Origin of the sequence: Amycolatopsis sp. NPDC051758, assembly GCF_044453095.1 — a bacterium.
GTDB lineage: Bacteria > Actinomycetota > Actinomycetes > Mycobacteriales > Pseudonocardiaceae > Amycolatopsis.
Window position 1 is genome coordinate 103931 of record NZ_JBITCJ010000018.1, and the last position, 21447, is coordinate 125377.

The 21447-nt window shown below is 73.2% G+C and carries 11 protein-coding genes; 1 reads left to right on the forward strand and 10 read right to left on the reverse strand.

Going from position 1 to position 21447, the window contains the following annotated elements:
* Nucleotides 1–4 precede the first annotated feature (4 nt).
* From ACIA5G_RS49335 to ACIA5G_RS49375, 9 genes are all read right to left on the reverse strand, one after another.
* A complete protein-coding gene (locus ACIA5G_RS49335) occupies nucleotides 5–778 on the reverse strand; it encodes an ABC transporter permease (protein WP_395936679.1) in 774 nt (257 codons plus the stop codon).
* Nucleotides 775–918, reverse strand: coding sequence for a hypothetical protein (locus ACIA5G_RS49340; RefSeq protein WP_395936681.1), 144 nt, complete (start codon nucleotides 916–918; stop codon nucleotides 775–777). The genes ACIA5G_RS49335 and ACIA5G_RS49340 overlap by 4 nt, the downstream gene beginning before the upstream one ends.
* 137 nt (nucleotides 919–1055) lie before the next feature.
* Nucleotides 1056–2660 carry a beta-1,3-glucanase family protein gene (locus ACIA5G_RS49345; protein WP_395936683.1) on the reverse strand — a complete coding sequence of 535 codons (1605 nt, stop codon included), beginning with the start codon at nucleotides 2658–2660 and terminating at the stop codon, nucleotides 1056–1058.
* 252 nt (nucleotides 2661–2912) lie between these two features.
* On the reverse strand, nucleotides 2913–4664 hold the full coding sequence (locus ACIA5G_RS49350) for a hypothetical protein (RefSeq protein ID WP_395936685.1): 1752 nt from the start codon (nucleotides 4662–4664) through the stop codon (nucleotides 2913–2915).
* Nucleotides 4657–9864 (reverse strand): hypothetical protein, encoded by a 5208-nt coding sequence (locus ACIA5G_RS49355; RefSeq protein WP_395936687.1) that lies wholly within the window; start codon nucleotides 9862–9864, stop codon nucleotides 4657–4659. Before ACIA5G_RS49355 ends, ACIA5G_RS49350 begins: the two co-directional genes overlap by 8 nt.
* Complete coding sequence (locus ACIA5G_RS49360) at nucleotides 9861–12914, reverse strand: hypothetical protein (protein ID WP_395936689.1); 3054 nt, start codon at nucleotides 12912–12914, stop codon at nucleotides 9861–9863. Before ACIA5G_RS49360 ends, ACIA5G_RS49355 begins: the two co-directional genes overlap by 4 nt.
* Complete coding sequence (locus ACIA5G_RS49365) at nucleotides 12911–14068, reverse strand: Kelch repeat-containing protein (protein WP_395936691.1); 1158 nt, start codon at nucleotides 14066–14068, stop codon at nucleotides 12911–12913. The genes ACIA5G_RS49360 and ACIA5G_RS49365 overlap by 4 nt, the downstream gene beginning before the upstream one ends.
* Before the next feature lie 20 nt (nucleotides 14069–14088).
* A complete protein-coding gene (locus ACIA5G_RS49370; RefSeq protein ID WP_395936693.1) occupies nucleotides 14089–18510 on the reverse strand; it encodes a DUF6603 domain-containing protein in 4422 nt (1473 codons plus the stop codon).
* Nucleotides 18511–18514: 4 nt separating this feature from the next.
* Entirely contained in the window at nucleotides 18515–19501 is a 987-nt protein-coding gene (locus ACIA5G_RS49375) for a hypothetical protein (protein WP_395936695.1), read from the reverse strand.
* Nucleotides 19502–19634: 133 nt separating this feature from the next.
* Between ACIA5G_RS49375 and ACIA5G_RS49380 the strand changes: the two genes are divergently transcribed.
* Nucleotides 19635–19865 (forward strand): hypothetical protein, encoded by a 231-nt coding sequence (locus ACIA5G_RS49380; protein ID WP_395936697.1) that lies wholly within the window; start codon nucleotides 19635–19637, stop codon nucleotides 19863–19865.
* Nucleotides 19866–19884: 19 nt separating this feature from the next.
* On the opposite strand, the gene ACIA5G_RS49385 is transcribed toward ACIA5G_RS49380, so the two are convergent.
* Complete coding sequence (locus ACIA5G_RS49385; RefSeq protein ID WP_395936698.1) at nucleotides 19885–21447, reverse strand: hypothetical protein; 1563 nt, start codon at nucleotides 21445–21447, stop codon at nucleotides 19885–19887.

The window sequence follows — 21447 nt, forward strand, 5'->3', positions numbered from 1 at the left end:
GGATTCACCGGTCCTGGTCCGCGTACGTCCACCACGCGGCCGTGCCCAGAGCGCCGGCGAGCCCGGCCGTGGCCACCAGCACGTAACCCAGGACGCCGGGCCGGTCGGCGCCGGTGCTTTCGGCGAACAGGGCGGGCACCGACCACGGGAAGTACCGGCCGTAGCCGAGCAGGGCGACGACCTGGGCCAGGAAGAAGACCAGGAACATGACGCCGACGCCGGCGAGGTAACCGCGGCCCGCGCTCGCCGCGAGCGCGAACGGGGTCACGAGCGCGAACGTCATGGCGGCGGTCAGCAGGAGGTTCACCAGGCCGTCGACGGCGGTCGCGACCGACCAGCGGTCCAGGTGGATGGCCGTGCCGGCCAGCAGGCCGAGCAGGTACGTGTAGAGGACCAGCAGCAGGCACCAGCCCGCGGTGACGGCGAACTTGGCCGCGACGATCGTGGGGCGGGAGGTGGGCAGCGCCAGCAGGTCCTTGACGGTGTCCTGGCTGAACTCGCGGCCGAACGTCCACACCACGACCAGGCCGAAGATCAGGGCGCCGCCCACGGCGACGGTCTGGGCGAGCAGGGTGAAGTAGGCGGGCCAGTCCGCGGTGCCGCCCGCGAGGGCGGCTTTGGCGCCGAGCAGACCGAGGGACCGGGCGCGGCTCAGGTCCTGCAGGATGAACATGACGAGCCCGCCGAACGCGGCGGCGATCGTGAACGCCAGGACGGTCACCCACGGCAGCCGGGATCGGCGTGCCTTCAGCACTTCCGCCCAGCCGGCGGCGCTCATCGCCGGACCAGGCGCGGGAAGATGTGGCTGGAGAGCGGCACCGTGACTCCGTGGGGGTGCGCGAGCTCGTGCAGCGTCAGGTTGTCGACCGCGACGACGTCGCGGTGGTTCTCGGTCGGTCCGACGGCACTGATGACCATGGGAAGCCTCGTTTCGCGCGCACCTGCAGTGACGCCGACCAGGCTTCCCGGCACTCCGGAGGTCAGCCTACGCCGAAGCACCGGCTCGGCCGGAGCGGGACCCGAGGTGCGGGCCCCACTCCGGCCGGCCTCCGGGATCAGCCCCGGTGCCACTTCTGGTTCGCGCCGCCGACGCAGTCCCACAGGACCAGCGGTGCTCCGTCGTTGCCGTTCCAGCCCTGGATGTCGACGCACTTGTTCGCCTGCGGGTTGACGAGGTCACCCGCCGCGCTGAGGACGAACTGCTGGGCGGCGTTGCCGCTGCAGTTGGCGATCTGGATGACCGCCCCGTTCGCCGTGGAGCCCCAGGCGACGTCCATGCACTTGTTGTTCTGCGTGCGCAGCGTGCCGCCGGTGAACGTCCAGTCCTGGGCGATGGTGTTGTTGCAGCCGTAGGTCTGCAGGGGCACGCCGTCGGCGAAGTTCTGGTTCGGCACGTCGATGCACTTGCCGTTCCAGTTGCTGATGACCCGGTTCCCCGACGTCGGCGGCGGGGTGGTGCCGCCACCGCCGGTGAAGCTGTTCAGCGTGATGCCCGCGGACCGGGGGCTGCCGTCGTTGACCAGGGACTCGAAGTTGCCGACGTCGTCGAAGGCGAACGCGTAGGCCTTGCCGTCGGCCATGTTCGCGTGGATCAGCTTCGCGTACTGGTTGGTCGGGCTGTTCTTGTAGAAGTCGCCGGCGTTGGTGCTCGGCTGGGTGTCGATCGTGCCCAGGGTGCCGCGGTTGAGCGCGGCGCACAGCGTGCGGGAGATCGGCCCGACCACCTGGTCGTTCGGGGCGGCCAGCGCGCCGTCACAGCCCCAGACGTTGGCCGAAGACGGTTTGGTGAACGAGGCCACCTGCTGACCGGCGGTGTTGGTGAAGTTCATGACGTTGCCCGACGTCCGGCCGAAGTACTTGGTGTTCGGCTGGTCCCCGAACGGCACGACGGTCAGCGTCTTGCCGGTGTAGGCGTTCCACGCGGAGGTGATGTACGGGTCGAGGTCGGTGGTGCTGAGCTGACCCGCGTCGGCCGCCTTGCCCGGCGCCAGCACGCGCAGGACCGTGCCGTCCGAGCGGGTGTAGACGGACCCGCCCCAGCCGGACTGGGCCTTGATGCCGTTGATGACGTTGTCACGCCCGTTCGCCACCAGGGTGCCGGTCGAGTTCACCGCGCCGGACCCGGTCGTGACGCTCACGGTGTGCGGGACGGCGAACATGTCCACCTGGGAGCTGTTCAGCCAGAGGCCGGCGTCGTTGTAGGTGAACTCGCTCCAGTCGAAGAGGATGTCGCGGTTCGAGTCACCGCCGGCCCACGGCGCCGGCTGGACCAAGCCGTCCGGCGTCAGGAAGAAGTTCAGGCGCCGGCCGAGGGAGAAGTAGACCCGCCCGGAGATGAAGCGGGGCACCTGGATCGTCGTGGTGCCGCCGTTGCCGGGGCCGGCGATGGAGACGTCGGGCGCCGGGGTCGGGGGATTGCCGCCGCCGCTCCACGGGGTGAAGGTGCCGCCGGCGTTGACGTAGCCGAGCCGGCCGGTGTTCAGGTTGACCCCGAGGACGTACAGGTAGACGGCGTCGGCGCGGCCGGAGTTGTTGGTGATCGAGAGGGGGAGGAGGGCGGGGCCCGAGGCGGCGGCGGGCGTGGCGCCACCCCACACGGCCGTGGACGCGACCGCCGCGAGGGCGGCGACGATCGCGGTCAGCTTTCTTCGAGTTCGCACCGGCGACTCCTTTGTCCGGGGTGGCTGCTCCGGGATCGAAGAGGCCGGCGCGCGACAACGTCGCCGGCGCGCGACCGTCACGAGGGGCGCGGACACCTCGGAACACAGGAGCGGGCCGGACCGGTTTCACGGGCCGAAGATCGTCGGGGGAGCAGGAGCCGACGGTAAGCCGGTGCCACTCACCGGGTCAATGGTCTAGACGTATATCAGGGCCTCTCGTGCACCCGCATTGCCCCGGCGGCCGCGCGCCGGTCACGTGTTGTCGGTCAGCGTGTCGAAGGCCAGGCCGCTGGTGCGTTCGCCGCGGCCGGTGTCGCGGCGGGTGGTGAGCCACACCGTCACGCGGCCCGAGCGGGTTCTCGTCCGGTTGTACGCCGCGGTCAGGCGGGTGCCGGTGCGGGGAACCTCCTCCTCGTTGATGTAGTACGCCTGGTCGTCGTCGAAGCCTTCGCGCAGCAGGGCGGTTCCGGGGCGGACCGGGGTCGCGTCGACCTCGCTCGGCATGGCGGCGCGGCGGAGCTGCACACTGCGGTTGTCGTCCGGGACGTGGACCGGGATGAACGGGATCCAGTTCTCCGGGACCGACGTCATCAGCTCGTACCCGATGGGGGCCCGGGGCTCGTCCGGCGAAGGCGGGGTGTGCCGGCGGCGGCGGAACGCCAGGGTCTCGGCCGCCGCCTCCGGGCCGGGCCGGGGGTCGCCGGTGGCCAGGCGGACGGTCTGCTCGACGCCCCAGACCATGTTGGCGCTCTCGTCGCGGACGAGGCTGACCTCCTCCAGCGCCGGGCCGGTGGCCACCTTCGGGGTCCCGGGAGGCAGGAGCAGGCCGGGGTTCTCGCCCAGGGTGTACATCTGCCACTGCGGCGTGCCGGTCGGGGTGATCCAGCGGCGCTCGCCGAACACGTCGGTGACGGCCAGGCCCTGGACCGACGCGAAGGTGCCCGCGGGCACGTCGCACGGCAGCAGGTACCAGTCGTTGCTGTACACCAGCGCGAACTCGAGGAAGATCAGCCGGGCCAGGTCCGTGCTGTCCGGCGTCACCGCGGCGAAGTTGGTCTTGCCGTCCTCCACCGCCCACCAGCGGGGCAGCGGCATGCCGGAGAACCGGACCGGGGCGGGGAACACCGTGCGGTTGAGCGCCGCCGGGGTGGCGCCGGCGCCCCCCAGCGAGCCGTCGCCGGTGGAGAACGCGTGCCAGTCGAGGTCGCCGCCCGGGTACTCCGGCGCGGTCAGCACCCGCTCGCCGGCCGGGGTCGGCGCCGCCACCGAGAACCGGTGCTCGAGGCGGCGCGGGTCCCACGCGCCCGCGCCGTCCGGCTGGTCGATGAGCTGGTCGAACCAGCCGGTGAGCCGGGGGCCGAGCGCGTCGAGCGTGTCACGGTCCTTTTTGGACAGGCCGGCGATCCCGTCGGAGGCGTGCCCGCCGCCCTTCACGTGCTGGTAGAGCAGGTAACCGTCCATCCGCCGGCCGGCGACCGCCTGCAGGCCGGCCCACACCTCGGGGTGCGCCACCTGCCGCGCGTCCGACGGATCGGGCACGGCGATCGGGTACCGGTCGACGTAGTGCGCGAGGACGTCCCGGCGGTGCTGGACCGGCGCCCGGCCGGCCAGCTTCAGCCAGCGGCGGCCGAGCGAGAGCCGCAGGTCGAACGAGATCCGGTCGGCGCCGAAGGTGAACGGCAGCGGCCGGCGTTCCACGACCGTCTCCAGTGGACGATCGGCCGACAGGGATCCCGCCGGGCCGCCGGGATCCGGCCGGAACCGCGTCAACGGGCTCGCCACCACCGAGTAGGTCGCGGTCACCGGTGAGCCGCCGTCGGTGGCGCGGAACTCGCCGAGCTGCCACTGCCGCGCCAGGAGCCACAGCGGGTCCCGCACCTCGGCCCGCAGCGCCCGCGCGAAGTCGGTGGTGCGGGGCCGGCCTTCGAGGCGGTTCCACACCCCGACGGTGGGGAACTCGCGGCGGGACAGCGCCCCGGCGAGGTCGGTGATGGGCTCAGTCATGGTCTGCCTTCCAGCGCGTGTTGGCGGTCGCCAGGTCGGTGCTGATCGTGATGGGCCGCCGCGTCGCCGACAGCACGGTCGCCGGCAGCAGCTGCGCGTACCCGGTGTTGTCGAGCTGGGCCGGCTCGACCAGCCGGGTGCGGGCCAGGTCGAAGGTCTCGGTCACCGCGGCGACGAGGTCGGTGACCTGCCACGTCCCGGTGCGGACCGGCGGCACGACCAGCAGCATGCTCTGCGGGGGCTCCGAGTCCGGGCTGTCGGCGTGCACCGCGATCCCGGTGGTCTCCCGCTCGGCGGGCAGGACCTCGGTCCACTCGTCGAACAGCAGGCCGCACGACGGCCCGTCGCCCCGCTCCGGTTCCTCGGCGTAGTGCGCGGTGAACAGGAGCCGGTCCTCGTCGATCGTGGCGCCGGTAGCCAGCTCCATGCCCAGCCAGTGGTCGTTCGCCCGGAACGGCAGCTGGACGGGGTGCAGCAGCGGTTCGTCGGTGTCGGAGTCGTCGCTCAGCAACCCCTCGCGATCGCGCAACGCGTCGCTCAGCAGCACGACCCGCTCCCACAGCCGCGGCATCTCCCGCACCCGGGCGACCCCGTGCAGCCAGTCGTCCACCGGGAAGTCCCGGGACACCGGCACCTGGGTCAGGTGCCGCACCAGGTCGTCGCGGCGGTCGAACGCGTTGTGCAGGTCGTCACCGAGGGTTTCCGGCAGGGTGTACTCGGGCACCACGAGCACGTCCTCGCCGAGCAACACCTTGAGCGCGTCGATCGTCGCCCGTGCCCGGTCGGGATCGGTGCGTGCCGCCGCCGCGTCCGCGAGCGCCGCGGCCGACGCGGTCATCCGGCCGGTGATCTCCGCCGCGAGCGCCCGGGCCCGGGCCCGCAGCTCGGCGCCGAACGCGACCACCTTGTCCAGCACCGGGTTCAGGTCGAGGCCGGTCGGGTCCACATCGGACAACGGGAGCTGGTCGGCGACCTCGTCCAGCAGGCCGCTGAGCGTGTTCGTGTCGGTGGTGGCGATGTTCCGCAGGTCCTCGAGCCGGTCGGCGAAGTCGTCACGGTGGTCGACGATGTCGTCGCGGAAGTCGCGCGGCCGGTCCGGCGGGTCGGGATCCGGGGAGGTCGTGAGCAGCCGTTCGATGCCCCGCAGCAGGCGGAAGCGGTCGGCGTTCGGCGTGGTGTTCGGCAGCGCGTCGTACGCGGTCAGCAGGGCACGGGCCTCGGCGAGCGTGCCCGCCATCCGGTCGGCGGTCGCCGCGACGTCGGCCAGCACCCCGGTGAACACCCCGCGCCGCCACGCGGTCAGCTCGCCCCAGCTGCTGCGGACCATGCCGAAGCCGCCCGCCCTGGTCACCAGCTCGGCGTGGCGGGTGAGGAGCGAGTCGATGTCTTCGACGATGTCCCGGCGCCGGGGCGGGGCGGGCGCGGGCGGGTACAGCCGGTCCAGGTCGCGGATGTGGTCGGCCACGTCGTCGGCGAGGTCGTCGAGTGCGTCGCGGACCGCCTCCGGACGTTGCCGGGGCACCGAGATGGCGTCGTCGAGCGAACGGTCCACGGTGGCCGGCCCGGCCGGTGGCACCAGGTCCGTCGGCGTCAGCGCCCGGCCGGTGGTCAGCAGTGTGCGCAGGGCGGTGATCAGGGAAGACAGCTCGAAGAACGTGATCGTGTCGTCTTCCTCGGAACGCTCGGTGTAGCGGATCGTCGGCACGGCGTCCGGCCGCGGGTGGTGGCGGTCCACGACGGCGCCGATGATCCGGTCGTCGAGGTCGGTCATCGCCGCGTCGCCGACCGGCCGCACCAGCCACAGCAGGTCGATCGGCGACAGGTCCAGGTCGTCCTGGGTGATCTCCTCGCGGTGGGCGTGCCCGTCGCCGGGGTCGGTCCAGGTGACCACCGCGGCGACCGACCGCGCCGGCGGGAACAGCGAAGACAGCCAGTTGTCGACGGCCGGCTCGGCCTTCGCGCGCGGGGACGCCCCGCCACCCGGGCGCAGGCCGGTCCGCAGGCGCAGGCCGAACCGGTGGGTCAGCGTGGTGCCGCCGCGCGGGGTCCGGATGACGGCGGGCTCGGGCGGCAGGCCGTCCTTGGCGTACGCGTCGAGGGTCGCCGACGCGCGTTCCGGGTTGCCGCCGAGTGCCTGGTGGGTCGCCTCGGCGACGGCAAGATCGGCGACGGCGTCGTTCGCGTCGAGCAGCCGTTCCGCCTCCTTGCCGATCGCTTCGGCCTGGTCCGGGGAGGCCTCGGGGAGCCCGTCGAGGTCGAAGGGGTAGCTCCGTGACACGTCGCCGCGGCTCAGGTGCCGGGCCAGCGCGAGGCCGTCGACGACGTTGCGGGCCTCCACCTGGCCGATCTCGGCCGGCTCCGCGTCCGCGGTCTGCGGGATCTTGGCCGCCCGCAACGGGAACTTCAGGCGCAGACCCGCGATGACCTCGTCGACCTCGGCCTCGGCGTCACGGTCGTGCAGGCCGCGCTCGAACCGGTAGCCCAGCAACGCGCCGAGCGACTGGCCCTGCCGCATGCCGTCCAAGATGGACAGTGCGACCCGCACCCGGGCGGAGCTGAGGTTCACCGCGAACGGGTCGGCGCTTTCGGGTGTTTCGTTGGCGACGTGACCGGCGCGCAGCACCGCGGCCGTGCGGGCGTGGCCGAGGGACGGCGCGTGCACGAAGCCCTTGTTGCCCGGGTCGTGCAGCAGCGGCTTGGCGCCGGCGAAGACCTTCGCCAGCGGACCGGTCAGGGTGACCGGCTCCAGGTTCGCCGCGTGCGGGTGGACGTCTTCGAGGAAGCCGTACGCGCCGAGGTGCAGGCCCGGCCGGGCGGTGCCGTCCGGCGCGAACCGCAGCTCGGTGAGCCGTTCGTTCGCGAGGCCGAGCCGCCACGCGTCGAGCCGGTAGGTGGCCAGGTCGAGGTGCTCGGTGAGGACCCGTTCCAGCTTCGCGGTCGGCAGCGTCGAGAGCACACCGAGCGAGCGTGCCTGCTCGTCGAGCGCGGCGGTCGGTCCCGACGAGGACAGCACCGTCGGGATGAAGTCCACCAGCAGCTGGTCGGCGTGGCCGGTGACGGGCGGGTTCGGCGAGTACAGCAGCCGGAAGCGGCTCTCGCTCGCCGGGTCTTCGCCCGGGGCGGGAAGGTGGATGTGGATGAACGCGGGGTCGACGGGCGGCCCGGCGGGCACGCCGGCCGCGGCCGCGAGCGCGCGGGCCGCGTCGTCCCAGCCGAGCAGCAACGCGTGGCGCAGCAACAAGTACAGCAGTGCCGCCGGGCGCGTTGCCTCGGTGAAGTCCGATTCCAGCCGGATGCGGTGGAGGTCGGTGCGGGCGAGCTCGGCCAGCCGGCTCAGGTAGTCGCGCCCGTCGGTGGTGTACGGCCGGATGCGGCTGGTCTCGGACAGCGGGCGGTCGTCGACCAGCGGCGCCAGCAGCGGCTGCTGGAAGTCGGTGAACAGCCGGCTCAGCAGGTCCGGATCCTGGCTCGCGCCGAACCGGTCGAGCAGCTCCCGCACCGGGCCGGGCAGGCCCAGCGCGTCCACTGTGGTCGGGACGGTGGCGCCGAGCCCGCCGAGGTTCTCGCGGTTGAACAGGTCCTCGACACTCTGCGCGTACCGCTGGTGGTGCTCGGCCGACGTCGGGTGCAGGGCCAAGAGGTCGAGCAGGTGCTGGTGCGCGTCGTCGGCCTCGCCGCCGAGGTGCGGCACGTGCTCGGCGGCCGTCGCCCAGTCGAGGCCCGCCTCGGTCAGCACCCGGTTGAGCGCGCGGCGATGGGTCGCGGCGGCGGGGAAGGCGAGCCGGGAGAACGCGGTGGTCGGCAGGATCCCGTACGGCTGCCGCCCGATCTTCACCGCCGGGAGCGGGCCACGGCCGGACACGTGCTTGAGGAAGAAGTCCCGCGTCGCGGCGACGGCGGCCGGGCCGAGCAACGGGTTCAACGCCGTCTGCAGGAAGTAACCCCAGGTCGCCGGCCACAGCGCGGTGTTCGCCGCGCGCGCGTCGCGGACGTCGGTGCCGTCCGCGTTCGGCATCCCGGCCAGCACCGCCGAGTTGAGGCCGAGCAGGTCGGCGAACTGCTGCCCGTCGGTCCGGGTCGTCCAGTCCGCCGCGGCGGCGGCGACCGGGCCGCTCGCTCGCACGGTGTCGGCCTCGGCTTCGGTGTCCTGGCCGGCGTCGGCCGCCTCCGAGTTGTTCGTCGGAGTCCCTTGCGGCAGCAGGGAGAACCCGTCCGGACTGCGCAGCTGGCGGGTGATCAGCTCGGTGAGCGCGGCGGCGGACTGGGCCGGCGTGGCCGCCTCCCGCACCCCGAGCACCACGAGCCGGTCGAGGCCGCCGCGGATCTGGTCGGTCAGCGGGATCCGCACGCCCATGCCGACCTGCACCGCCCGGTCGAAGTCGACGAGCCAGCGCAGGTCGTCCGGCACGCGCAGCACACCGGTCTGCTCGTCCACGCCGATCTGGTCGGCGTCGGCCGCGGCCGGGTCCGGGCTCACCACGAGGGCCGCCGGCACGGTCGCGCCGGTCACCGACACCACCTGCCGGCCGCCGGTGAACCCGAGCACCTGGAACTTGTCCGGCAGCAGCCGGGCCCGTGCGCCCTGCGTCCACGCGGTCGCCGCGACGGTGCCCGTCGCGGGCGCCGGCAGCACGAGGAACGCGACCACCACCGCGTCGGTCGCCGTGGTCACCGAGGCGTCCACTCCGGACGGACGGCGGGCGCGGATCCCGTCGGCCCGGCCGGTGTTGGTGCCCACCGCGGTGTCGAGCGCGGCGTCGGCCTGCCGCAGCAGCGCCCGGTCGCCGTGCGCCCGCCACACCGAAGTCCAGTACCCGACCGAAAGCGTGCGATCGCCGGCGGTGATCGGCGTGGTGCTGCGGATGACGAGCACCACGGCGCCGGCCGCGACCCCGGCCGGCTCGTCGGCCGGGTTGGCCGGGACCCGGGTGCGCAGCAGCCAGTCCGCCCGGCCGGCGGGCACCCGGGCCGCCAGCTCCTGCCACGCGGCCCGCAGCGGCGCCGCGCGGCCGCCGGCGGCCCAGCGGGCGGTCCAGTAGGCGTCGAGCGCGGCGATCTCGGCGTCGGCCGGCTTCGGTTCGAACTTGTCGATCGCCCACTCGTCGGGGAACACCCGGACGAGCAGCTCGGTCGCGGTGAACCGGGTCTCGAGCCGGACCGGCGCGAGCAGCACCGGGAAGTCGTCGCTGAGCGCGGTCATCGGGGCACCATCTCCTTGGCGTGCACGGCGACCATGACCGGCACCTGGAAGAGCAGGTAGGCGAGGTCGGCGGAGGACAGCCCCGCCGACCACTGGGGAAGGTTCTCGTCCTCGGCGCGCTGGTCGGCCTTCTCGGCGTCGTCGTCGGACCCGTCGAAGCCGGCGAGCGCCACCGTGACGGCCGGGTCGAGCACCAGGAAGCCCCGGCCGGTCGGGTCCACATCGGACCAGGTGAGGTCGTTCCACACCTCGACGGGCACCGGCGGCCCGTCGTCGACGCCGAACCTCGGGTCGCCGGGCCGCTCCTTCAGCACGAAGAACCAGCCGGGGTCGGCCGGCCCGCCGACCGCCTGCTCCGCCGTCAGGTCGAAGCCGAGCAGGTAGATGTCCGGGTCGACGGTGGCCTCGTAGCGCGGCAGCTTGATGTGCTCCGCCGACGGCGGTTCGACCAGCCGGCGCGGCTTGCTGGGGTCGGGCAGGCCATCGGGACCGGGCGGCCACTCCGCCCGGTGCGCGTAGACGGCCGTGGTCGGGTACTTCCGCAGCAGCTCGCCGCGCACGACGAGGACGAGGTCGCCGCGGCGGTGGGCGTTGTCCCCCAGCCGGGTGGCCGGTGACCACTGGTGGAGGGGCGGGATGTCGCCGGCCGGCGAGAGCGCGTCCCAGAACTGGCGGAACGGCGTGCCGCGCTGGTCGGTCGGGAACTCCCGCCAGAGCAGCTCGCGGGCCATCTCGTGGTTGAGCCCGGCGAGGAAGGCCTCGATGAACTCGTAGTTGTTCTCCAGCAACGTCAGCGAGTTCGAGGGCAGCAGCGCCAGGTTCGGCACGAACGTGTCGACCGAGACGTCCAGCAGCGACCGGAACATCGGCACGTCGAACACCGGGTAGGCCATGGCTTCGGTGAACTGCTCGGCGAACGGCCGCAGCCGCTCCGGCAGCCGCACCGAGCCGTCGAGCAGCGCCCTCGGCACGGTGTCGTCCGCGCGCAGCCCGGCGAGGGTGTCGGTGGTCGTGACGGCGAGGTCGAGTGCGGGCGGCTCGGGGGTCCGGCCGACGGCCTGACCGGCGTCGAACCCCTGGTGCAGCTCGCGAAGCGCGGCTTTGAACCGTTTGGCCTCGTCGCTGTCGGTGGCGCCGGGCCGCGGGACGGCGGGGTCGCCGGGGGACCGCAGCACGAAGTCCGGGCTGTGCGGCAGGACGTCGACCGGGTCGGCGTCCGCTGGCCGCTCGGGGTGCAGGGCGGTGGTGACGTCCCGCGGCGTGACGAGCGCGCCCGGCGTGACCTTGACCGGCGCCGCGACCACCGGGGCGACCGGGTCGTCCATTCTGGACAGCAGGCCGTCCGGCCGGCGGCCCTCCGGGAAGTCCAGCGTCTTGACGAGCCGGGCCCCGGGCCGGACGATCCGGCGCATCTCCGGGGACACCGGCGCCGCGGCCACCCGGCTCGACGCGACCCGGAAGCCGACGGCGACCGTGTCGGCGGCGCTCGCGACGAGGCCGGGCGCACCGCCGGACGACGTCGTCGTCACGCGCGGGTGGGCCGGCGCGGTCAGGGTGAGCGCCCGGCCGGACCGCGCCGGCGCCCCGGCCAGCGCGGTCAGGCTCGCCCCGGCCGGCGGGTCGACGTGCTTGACCTGCAGCACGTGGCCGACCTCGCGGGCCAGCTGGGCGGCGCGGATCCGGCCGTTGGCCACCAGCACGTCACCGACCTGGGCCCACGCGGCCGCCATCAGCTCCTCCTCGCGGGTCCGCACGACCTGCGCGCCGAGGTTCGCGGCGGCCCGGAACCGCGGGTCGAGGTTCAGCCGGTGCACCCAGTTGTGACTCTGCTCCGCGGAAACCGGGGTGCCGTCCTTGTCGTTCAGCAGGCGGGAGGTCAGCGCGTGCCAGCGCCCGTAGAGCGGCGGGGTGATGATCGGGTCGGGGTCGGGATCGGACGGCGTGGGGGCCGGGGGCCGCCGCTGGTAGTCGTCGGCCAGGTCGACCAGGCCGGCGAGCGCCCGCTGGAACGGGTGCGGGTAGGGCGGCTGATCCGCCGCACCGGCGAAGTTGTCCCAGTTCTCGGCCGGGTCGTCGACGTTCGGCACGCGCAGTGCACCACCCAGCGGCAGCACCCCGCCGTGCTCTTCGATGCCGTCGATGTCGAAGCCGGGGGAGCGGTGCACGTCCATCGGCCGCCTGCCGACCGTGGCATCGGCTCGTCCCGGGGTGAGCAGGCGGACGAGGAACTCGAAGTCACCCGCGGTGCCGGTGCGGAACCCCCAGCGGTGGTAGTACGGCAACCGGTTCCCGGCCGGGCGGCCCGGGTAGGACGGGCCCCACGCGGCGTGCAGCGCGCCGGGGGACACCGCCGGATCGAGGCCGAGCCCCGCGAGCCGGCCGGTCTCGAACGCCGGCACCAGGAACGCCTGGTACGCGGTGTCCGGCTCGAGGTGGCGCGGGCAGACCAGTCGCGAGCAGGCGCTGTCCGGGTTGGCGCGCAACACTTCCTGCAGGTTCGCGAGGGCGTCACCGGTGCTGTCGGTGGCGACCGGGCCGGTGAGCGAGCCGTCCACGTGGACGTGGGCCCACGCGCCGAGCTGGTCGGGCGGCGGCAGGGTGCCGGCCGGATCGGTGACGTCGACGGCGGGGAGCGGGTCGGCGCCCGGCGCGTCGGTGAACTCGGTGCCGGTCGCCAGGACCACCAGCGCGAGCCACGGCGCGAGCCGCCGGGTCGACGGGCCGGACGGCGCGGGGCTGTAGCGCCACGGGAAGTCTTCCTCGACGAACTCGATGTGGGCCAGGAAGTTCGGCTCGACGCTCGCCACGCCCGGCCGCGGCTCCACCCGCGAGATCGCCCTCGGGTCCACCCCGACCACGTCTCCCGGCCCGTACAGCTGGACGGCCCGCGTGACGGGGGCGGAGATCGTTTCGTCGCCGCTGATCGGGTCGCCGGACACGATCAGCTCGACGTCGACACTGGCCCGCTCGGCGGTGCCCGGGTCGGTGTCGACGCGGGCGCTGATGCCGGCCCGCAGCCACGGCAGGAAGGTGTAGGCGTTGGCCGTCATGGGGTTTCCTCGAACACCTCGGTGGTGGCGACCAGCTCCGTGCTCTCCGGATCGGCCGCGGCCAGCCCGGACCGGGCCACACCGCCGGTGACCAGGACCCGGCCGTCGCCGAGGGCCAGCGCGGCGAACGACCAGCGCCCGTCCCCGAGCCCGGCGAACGGCGCCCACTTGTCCAGGCCCGCGTCGTAGACGAGCGCGCTGCGGAAGCCGGACTCGTCGCGGTCGCCCGGCGCGCCGCCGAGCACCAGGAGCTGGTTGTCCGGCAAGGCCACGGCCCGGTGGAACGCCCGCCCGGACGGCATCGGCGACCGGTCCGCCCAGGTGCCGGCGGCCGGGTCGAACCGCTCGACCGTCCGCTGGCTGAACGGGTCGAACGGCGTGGTGCCCGGTGAGCCCGGCGCGGTGCCGCCGGTGACCAGGACCGCGCCGCCGGTCAGCAGTGTCGCCCGGTGGTGCCGCCGGCCCCGCAGGAGGCTGCCGGTCGCCGCCCACCGGTCGTGGTCGGGGTCGTACAGCTCGCAGAAGGCGAGCGCCGGGTCGTCGGCCGCGCCGACCGGGGCGACCCCGCCGGCAACCAGGACGAACCCGTTCTCGAGCCGGATCGCCGTGTGAGCGGTCCGCGCGTCCGTCATGGCCCGGGCGGGCTGCCACGCGGGGTGGCCGGGGTCCGGGTCGAACCGCTCCGCGGACCGCAACGCCGTGGTGCCGCCTCCGGGGCGGCCGGTGCTGCCGCCGGTCACCAGGACCGACCCGTCGTCCAGCAGCGTCGCGCTGTGCCCCCAGCGTGCCGCTTCGAGTGACGCGGTGAGGGTCCACAGGCCCGTCTCGGGGTCGAACAGCTCGGCCGAAGCGAGGCCGGTCGAGCCGTTCAGCCCGCCGACGGCGAGGACCTTGCCGTTCGCCAGGCGGGTGAGCGTGTGCAGCCGCCGTGGTGTCCGGAGGGTGCCGGCCGCCGGGTGCCATTGGCCGTGCTCGGTGTCGAAGACGGCGGTGTCGGGCAGCGAAGCGCCCTCGGCGTCCGCGCCGCCGGCCACCACGACGTCGCCGTCTTCGAGCAGGACGGGCCCGTCGTGCTGACCGGACCAGGCGGCCGGGGTGGGCAGGACGCCGGCGGGCGTCCACGTCCCGGTGGGTGTCACGGTTGGCGCGGCCATGGCTGGGTTTCCTTTTCTGGTCAAGGGATGAGCACCTCGCCGGTGCCGGCGCCCGCGGCGACGAGCACGCGGTCGTCGGGGAGTTCGGTCATCGTGTGCGCGCTGCGGCCGGTGAGCAGGCCGCCGAGCGTGGACCACGTGCCCGCGACGGGGTCGAAGGTGAGCACCGACCGGTAGCCGGCGGTGCGTTCCGGCGCGCCGGTGCCGCCGGTCACCACCACGACGCCCGACCGCAGGGCGAGCGCGCGGTGCCCGCTGCGCCCACCGCCCGGCATGGGTGCCGCGGTCTGCCACGCCCCGGTCTTCGGGTCGTACAGCTCGGCCGTCGCGAGGCTGTGCGGGTCCAGCGTGCGGTCGGGCGCGAGGACCGGGTCCCCGCCGGTGACCAGCACGCGGTGGTCCGGGAGCAGCACGGCCTGGTGGCCGGCCCGGGGCTGGTGGAGCGTGCCGGTCGGGGTCCACTCCCGCGTTTCCGGGTTGTACACCTCGCAGTACGCCATCGGGGCCGCCCCGCCGTCGCCGGTGGGGAGCGCGCCGCCGACGACCAGGACCCGGCCGTCGGCCAGCAGCACGGCCCGGTGGTCCGCACGGGCGTCGGTCATCGACCCGGTCGTGGTCCAGGTCCCGGTTTTCGGGTCGTACAGCTCGGCGGACGTGAGCGCGCCGCGGCCACCGGCCACCAGCACCCGGCCGTCCGGCAACCGGGTCGCCGAGTGGCCGTCGCGCGCGGCGCCCATCGTCGGTGCCGGCGTCCAGCGGCGGCCCGCCGGGTCGAACAGCTCCGCGGTCGCCGTTGCCGCGCCGCCCGCGACCAGCACCCGGCCGTCGGGCAGGGCCGTGGTCGTGTGGTGCTGCCGGGCGGTTCCCAGGGACGGCCCGGCCGTCCACGAGTCGCCGGTCGGGTCGAACAACGCGGTCGCGGCGGTCGGCGCGCCCGTTTCATCGGTGCCACCGGCGATCAGCACCGCGCCGCTCGGCAGCGGCACCGCGTCCACAGTGGACACCGTGGCCGGCAGCGTGCCGGCGGGTGACCAGGTGCCGGGCACACCCGGCGTGACGGCCGCTTCGGCCGCCGGGATCACGTGCAGCCGGCCGGCCAGGGCCGGGTCGTCGGTGACGAAGCCGGCCAGCGCGTCCGCCGCCGTCGCGCGGCTGCGGAAGGTCGCCGCCACCCGGGGCCGGCCCGGCTTGCTCCGCGGGAACGCCTGGCGGTTGCTCTTGACGTACGCCACGACGAACCGCTCGTCGTCGATCCGGACGGTGTCCTGCGCCGCGAACGGCTGCTTCTGCCGGGCCTGCCGCGCGGACAGCGGCGACCGGCTCGTGCTGGCGCCCTTGCGCAGTTCCTCGAACACCGGCGCGGTGACGCTGTGGAACCGCTTCACCGGTGTCCCGGCCGCGAGCGCGGACGCCGCCACGGGAGCGTCGTCGCCGATGACGTGCAGCTCGTAGCGGGCCGCGCGGCGCACCACGCGGGCGGTGGCCAGCGCGCCGTCCGCGGCGGTGAGCTCGAGGCCGGCGTCCTGGGTCTCGTAGGAGGGCCGGGACAGCTTCGCGGCGTCGGACATGTTCTGGTACTGCGCCATCGCGAACCGATCACCGGTGATCGCGACGCGCCGCAGGCCGCTGCCGGCCACCGGCTCGACGCTGAACCGCTTGCCGTCACCGGCCTGCTGCCCGCCGACCCGGTCCACCCGGACGTTCAGCGGCAGCGCCCGCTGAGTGATCACCAGCGAGCCGAGCGGGTGCAGGACCAGGTCGTCCGTGCCGGGCAGCGCACGGAGGCTGACGAGGGCCTGCCGCCCGCCCGAAGGCAGCCGGGTCTCCCATCCTTCGAGCTTGTTCAGCTCGCCGGCCAGCAGGTCCAGGACCGCGATCGGCGGGAGGAAGAAGTCCAGGACCTCGCCCCACGTGATGTCGAAGTCGGCGGAGACGGAGAAGAACAGGAACCCGATCGAGCCCCGCCCGTGCGCCCGCCACGGCGCCGGCCCTTCGATGGTGAAGTCGAGGCCGAGGCTGAACACGCCGATGCCGAACACCTTCAGCGAGACGTCACCGCCGGTGTGCGCGGTGAACCGGAACGGCGAACGCTGGATCAGGCCGTCGACCCCGAGGTGCCCTTCGACGCGGAACGCGCTGAACCCGAGCCGCACCTCGACGTCCCCGCCGAACTGGACGGTGTTGGGGGTGATCGCGAAGTAGCCGGTCAGCCGGACCAGCTGGCCGCTGCGGTTCAGCAGCGGCACGGCGAGCCGGTCGGGCACCGGGAAGGGCAGCGGCGGCGGCCGGAACGACGGGTGGAACCCGCCGACGGTGATGATCAGGTCGCGGGCGCCGCCCCAGGCGGCCAGCACTCCCATGCCGCCCTCGACGGTCATCCCCATGATCCGCGACTGGAAGAGCTTGGCGAAGAACCACGCCCGCGACTTGGACAGCTCCAGCGCGCCGATGAACTGGGCCTGCAGCAGCAAAAGCGGTTTGTCGACGGTCGGCAGCGCGGCCCGGACCACACCGAGCACCGCGATGTCGCCGGGGATCTCGACGATCACCCCGAGCGAGACGCTGATCAGCGTCGGGGTGCCCCAGCCGATCTTCACCATCGGCCCGACCAGGAACGTGCCCTGCTCCACCGGGAAGAACCGGCCGAGGTCGGACAGGATCCGCGGCGCGTTCGCGACGACGTCCTTCGGGAACGCCACCGATTCGATGGCCCCGCTCCGCACGCCTTCGACGAGGGCCTGCAGGTTCATGCCGCGGTTCAGCCCGATCAGGCCGCCGACGGCGAGCAGCGTGAACCCGGCGCCGAGCTGGATGCCGCCGGGGAACTCCGCGGTGAGCACCACGAGCAGCGAGAAACCGGGGGAGCCGTCGGGCTGACGCGTGGTGATGAGCCCGATGCCCTTGACCGCGAGGAAGTCCGCGAGCTCCAGCTCCACCGCGCCCGAGTACTCGCCGCGTTCGGCGTCGAAGGCGAGGAACCCGCCGCCGGACACCCCGCTCGCGCCGATGGTCAGGCCGACCCCGGTCGGCGGGAGCACGGCGAGCTGGAGGTCGGCGACGCCGAGATTGCCGCCCTGGCCCGGGAAGGTGAGCTCGGCGCCGAAGCCGACCCCGGCGACCGTCGCGTGCACCGGACCGAGGTGGACGGACAAGGCCGCCGACGCCCGCGCGATCAGCCGGTCCGCGACGGCGCGCAGGACGACGTCCACGGACGGGACGTTGAGCACACCACCGACGGAGAACCCCGGCAGCGACACCTCGAGCCCGGCGCTGCCGGTGAAGTGCAGGCCCTTCGTGCTGGACCAGCTGACACCGAGCTCGAAGCTGGTCCGCAGGCCCTCGGCGGGCAGGATCGAGGCGAGGAAGCCGTCGGCGTCACCCGGCGCGATCACCAGGGACGACGTGCCCAGGTCCACCGCCAGCCCGGCTTCGGGGTCCCGGGCGTCGAGGGCGAGCGTGGCCGAGACCGTGATGGTGCCGAGCTCGATGCGCGTCGCGTCGAGGGCGCCGACCACCTGCCCGGGCAGCTCGGCGATGGTGAGGGCGTTGTGCACCGCGCCGGACGCGCCGAAGAACGTGACACCGGACGGCCCGATGGCGAAACCGTCGGCCGCGGCCCTGAGGTCGACGTCGGTGTCCCAGAACGGCGACACCTGGCCGAAGGGCACCACGACCAGCTGCGGCCCGCCGAGGTCCCGCGGGGACAGGGCGAGCGTGACGCCGTACCGGTCCGGGTCCTCGAAGTCGGGCTGGAGGTACACCGAGAGCAGGCCCCCGGCGACCCGGGCGGCGGCCTCGGCCGGAAGCGGCCCGCCCAGGGACGCGGCGCCGTATTCGGCGTGCAGCCCGAGGTGCCGGAGCAGGGTGACGAGCCGGGGGAAGAGCCGGTCCGCCGCCGCGCGTGCGTTGTCGGCCGTGGTGAGCCCGCCCGGCCCGAAGTACTCGTCGCGGAGCAGCGTCAGCGGGTGGGTGAAGAGGTCGACCACGCGGTCGAGCGAAATCCGGCTCGGTGACCGGATGATCGTCAGCAGGGTCAGGACGTCGTGCACCACGGGATGCCAGGTTCGCAGGTCGTCGAGCACCAGACCCTCGACCAGGTCCCGCCCGAGGACACCGGCGTTCTCGCCGCCGGGCAGCGCCTGCACCGGCACCTGGCGGGCGGTCGTCCACAGTCCGTCGAGGCGGTTCAGCGCCTCGAGGACGTCCGCGAGCGTGCGGGGCGAATCTTCGGCGAGGGCGTCGAGCGCCTGGTAGGCGTTCGAGAGCTGGAGGACCCGGACGTCGTTCGCCGGGTCGGTGCCGCTCTGCAGGCTCCAGCCGGTGGTGTCGGCCAGCAGCTGCGCGGTCTCCCCGCCGTCGAGGGTGCCCGCGAACGGCACGAGCAACAACCGGATTTCTCGCAGCAGGAATTGCTGGAAGGTGTCGTTTTCTGGTGTGGTCATGGCGTCACCTGGTCGAGGTTTTTGCGGGGGTGACCGGGGTCAGGTCGCCGACGAGAATGGCTTTCACTTCGGCTGCGGTGACCTTCCGGCCATCGGTCCACACGTATCCGTCCGGCGGGTTGCCGAACCACATGTCGAATTCCAGGTTGCTCTTCGTCCTGGCCGGGAAGTACAGCTCGAACTGCGCCCGCAGCAGCGCCTCCCAGCCCCGCCGGCCGAACCGGAGGTCCAGCTCGATCAGCGCTGCGTTGACCTCGGTGCTCTGGAGCCGCTGGATGAAATCGTTCATCCTCAGCTCCAGCGCCGTCTTCTTGTCCAGGAACCGCGTGATTTCGGCCTGTTTGCCGGCGACGGTGATGGTCTTCCCCTCCAGTGCCGAAGTCGCTTCCTCGGCTTCTCGCCGCGTGATGGTGTTGGGATATTCCATGTCCCAGGGAATGCCGCGGATGAGGACCTCGTTGCGTGCCGTCTTCGAAGTCCGGACGGAGCCGAAGGTGAAGCCCAGCGAGCCGCCCACGGTGACGTCGATCCCGATCCGCTGCGAGAGCTCGAACGCCACGGCCTTGTGGAATCCGAAGCCGGCGCGGCAGGACAGCAGGAGGATGGTGACGCCCTTGCCCTGCCGGAGCCGCTTGAGGTTGCCGTCCCCGGTCAGGATGTCGACGAACCGCCGTGTCCCGATTTCCGCGTCGGGGCCCATGTCGTAGAGCCCCTCGTCGCTGCCGTGGCCCACGACGAAGATGACGTCGGAGTCCCGGAGGCCGGAGAAGTCCAGCGGGGTCACCGGATTCGTGTGCTGGAAGGGGTGGACGCGGATGCCGAACGCCCGGTCGCTCCGGCGCAGCGTGTGCAGGACCTTCATCAGGGCGTAGTCCTTGTGCACGGGCGGGGAGACCGGGTCGTCGGGAATCTTGTCCTTCCACTCCCGGTCCGTGATCGGGCCGGGGGCGGCCACCGCGATGTACCGCGATGCCGTCGACACATCAAGCATCGGTTCTCCAACCGCTCGGCGTTTGACAGACGTTCGCACGAGCCGTCGACAAACCGTCGACAGTCCGGTGGGACCTGGGGTTTTGCCTGGTCAGAGTGGGCACCCTGGTTCTACGCTCAGGTCATGACCGGCGATGCGGGTGAGTGGTACGCGGTGCGCTGCCCGAGCCGAGGCGGAGGCCCGGGAGTACGCGGAGAACACCGGGGTGACCTACCTCGGGTTCGCTCAGGGCTACGCGACGGGGGAGGAGGACCTCCGGCCCGGCAGCGAAGCGTTCTCGCTATTGCGAGACAGCTCACTGACGCCGGACGAGTACCTGGATCGCCACTTCGACACCGGCGAGGAGCACCAGCGCACCCTCTGACCGGCCCGGCTCGACGGGGTCACGAGTAGGTCCAGTGGCCGAGCCAGGACTCGCGCCACGCCACCGTCAGCTCGCTCACGCCGTCCACACCGGACTGGTCGACGTGCGCCTTCCACGCCTCTTCCAGCGACGCGCACAGCTTGGACGCGGGCAGCTCGACGCCGCCCGAGGAGAACTGGCGCAGGACCGACTTGGGCACGGCGAGCTTCGCCTTGCCCCGGACCACCGACTGCTCGGTGGCGCGGCAGATGAGGTACTCGACGGTGCTCAGGTCGGCCGCCGAGGATGTGCCGTCCGCCTGGGGTGCGACCTGGGCCAGCGCCCGGTACAGGCAGTCCAGCGGGGCGGCGAGGCCCTTGTGCTGGCGGGCGATCTCCCACGACACCCACACCGCCATGCAGTCGGGCATCTGGTACGGGCGGTAGGCGAACGCGGGGCCGGCGAAGGTCTGGTAGTCGCTGGTCGGGTCCGGCGCCGCCGAGCCCGGCCCGTCGGGGTCGGGTGGCAGGCCGAGCCGCTTGAACAGCTCGCGCAGCAGCTTGTACGGCCGCGCCGGGGTCGAGGACTCGCCGAGCAGCTTGGCCAGGATGCGGTTGAGCCGGTCGGCGGCCACACCGTGGATCGACAGCTGCAGGTGGACGAACGCGACGTCCGACAACGTCGTGCCCGCGCAGCCGACCACCCCGACCTGGGGGTAGCGCTGCAGGAAGGAGACGATCGCGTGGGTGGAGCCGATCCGCGCCGGCCCGACGAAGGTCAGCGGCAGGCACGTGCCGATCCGCTGGCGGGAGCGGAGATCTCCCTTGTACAGCGGGGAGAACTCGCCATCCGCGTGGTAGACCTCGAACCAGTTCCCTTGCCGGTGGCCCGGGCGCGTGTCGGCGAGCCAAAAGCTGTACCGGTGCTTCTCGCACAGCTCCCGGAACCGGTCGGCCAGTTCGAACCGCGCGGCGACGGACACGTCCCGCAGCGCGATCGAGAACCGGACCGCCAGTGACGCGCACGGCGGCGCGACCTCCTTGCGGGTGCGGAGGTCGTGGTTGCGGGTCTTCACGATCGTCGGCAGCTGCGCCGGGCACTGCAGCGACAACAGCGGCGCGTCGATGAGCGAGGACGCGGCGTCGGAGATCTCCTTGACCAGGTCGCGGATGGCGAGGCCGTGCCACTCGCACACCTCGCGGGCCGCCGGGTCGATCGCGATCAGGCCCTCGAACCGCTGGGCGGACTCGTAGATGAACGTCGGGTTGGGCGAGGTCGTCTGGTGGAAGACCCAGCCGCCCGCGTTCTGCTGCGGGCGTTCCGCCGGCTGCTGGCCGTCGACCCGCTCGACGACTTCGGTGCCGTCCAAGGGCTTGCGGGTGCGGGTGCCGATCACCACGCCGGCGCCGTTCGTGGCCGAGCACAGCGTCTCCAGGAAGACCGCGCTGTCGGCGTTCGCGGACACGAGCTCGCGCAGGTAGCCGTGGCGGGCCATCGCGTGGTGCACCTCGAAGTCCACTTTGGTCACCGGCTGCCGCGCTATCTCGAAGCCGGCCCGGGCCAGGTCGGCCACGTTCCGCACGGAGATCCGCTGGTTGCGCAT

Coding starts and splice junctions, on each gene's coding strand:
- ACIA5G_RS49335 (WP_395936679.1), bottom strand. CDS start 778: ATGAGCGCCGCCGGCTGGGCGGAAGTGCTGAAGGCACGCCGATCCCGG.
- ACIA5G_RS49340 (WP_395936681.1), bottom strand. CDS start 918: ATGGTCATCAGTGCCGTCGGACCGACCGAGAACCACCGCGACGTCGTC.
- ACIA5G_RS49350 (WP_395936685.1), bottom strand. CDS start 4,664: ATGACTGAGCCCATCACCGACCTCGCCGGGGCGCTGTCCCGCCGCGAG.
- ACIA5G_RS49355 (WP_395936687.1), bottom strand. CDS start 9,864: ATGACCGCGCTCAGCGACGACTTCCCGGTGCTGCTCGCGCCGGTCCGG.
- ACIA5G_RS49360 (WP_395936689.1), bottom strand. CDS start 12,914: ATGACGGCCAACGCCTACACCTTCCTGCCGTGGCTGCGGGCCGGCATC.
- ACIA5G_RS49365 (WP_395936691.1), bottom strand. CDS start 14,068: ATGGCCGCGCCAACCGTGACACCCACCGGGACGTGGACGCCCGCCGGC.
- ACIA5G_RS49370 (WP_395936693.1), bottom strand. CDS start 18,510: ATGACCACACCAGAAAACGACACCTTCCAGCAATTCCTGCTGCGAGAA.
- ACIA5G_RS49375 (WP_395936695.1), bottom strand. CDS start 19,501: ATGCTTGATGTGTCGACGGCATCGCGGTACATCGCGGTGGCCGCCCCC.
- ACIA5G_RS49380 (WP_395936697.1), top strand. CDS start 19,635: ATGCGGGTGAGTGGTACGCGGTGCGCTGCCCGAGCCGAGGCGGAGGCC.
- ACIA5G_RS49385 (WP_395936698.1), bottom strand. CDS start 21,447: ATGCGCAACCAGCGGATCTCCGTGCGGAACGTGGCCGACCTGGCCCGG.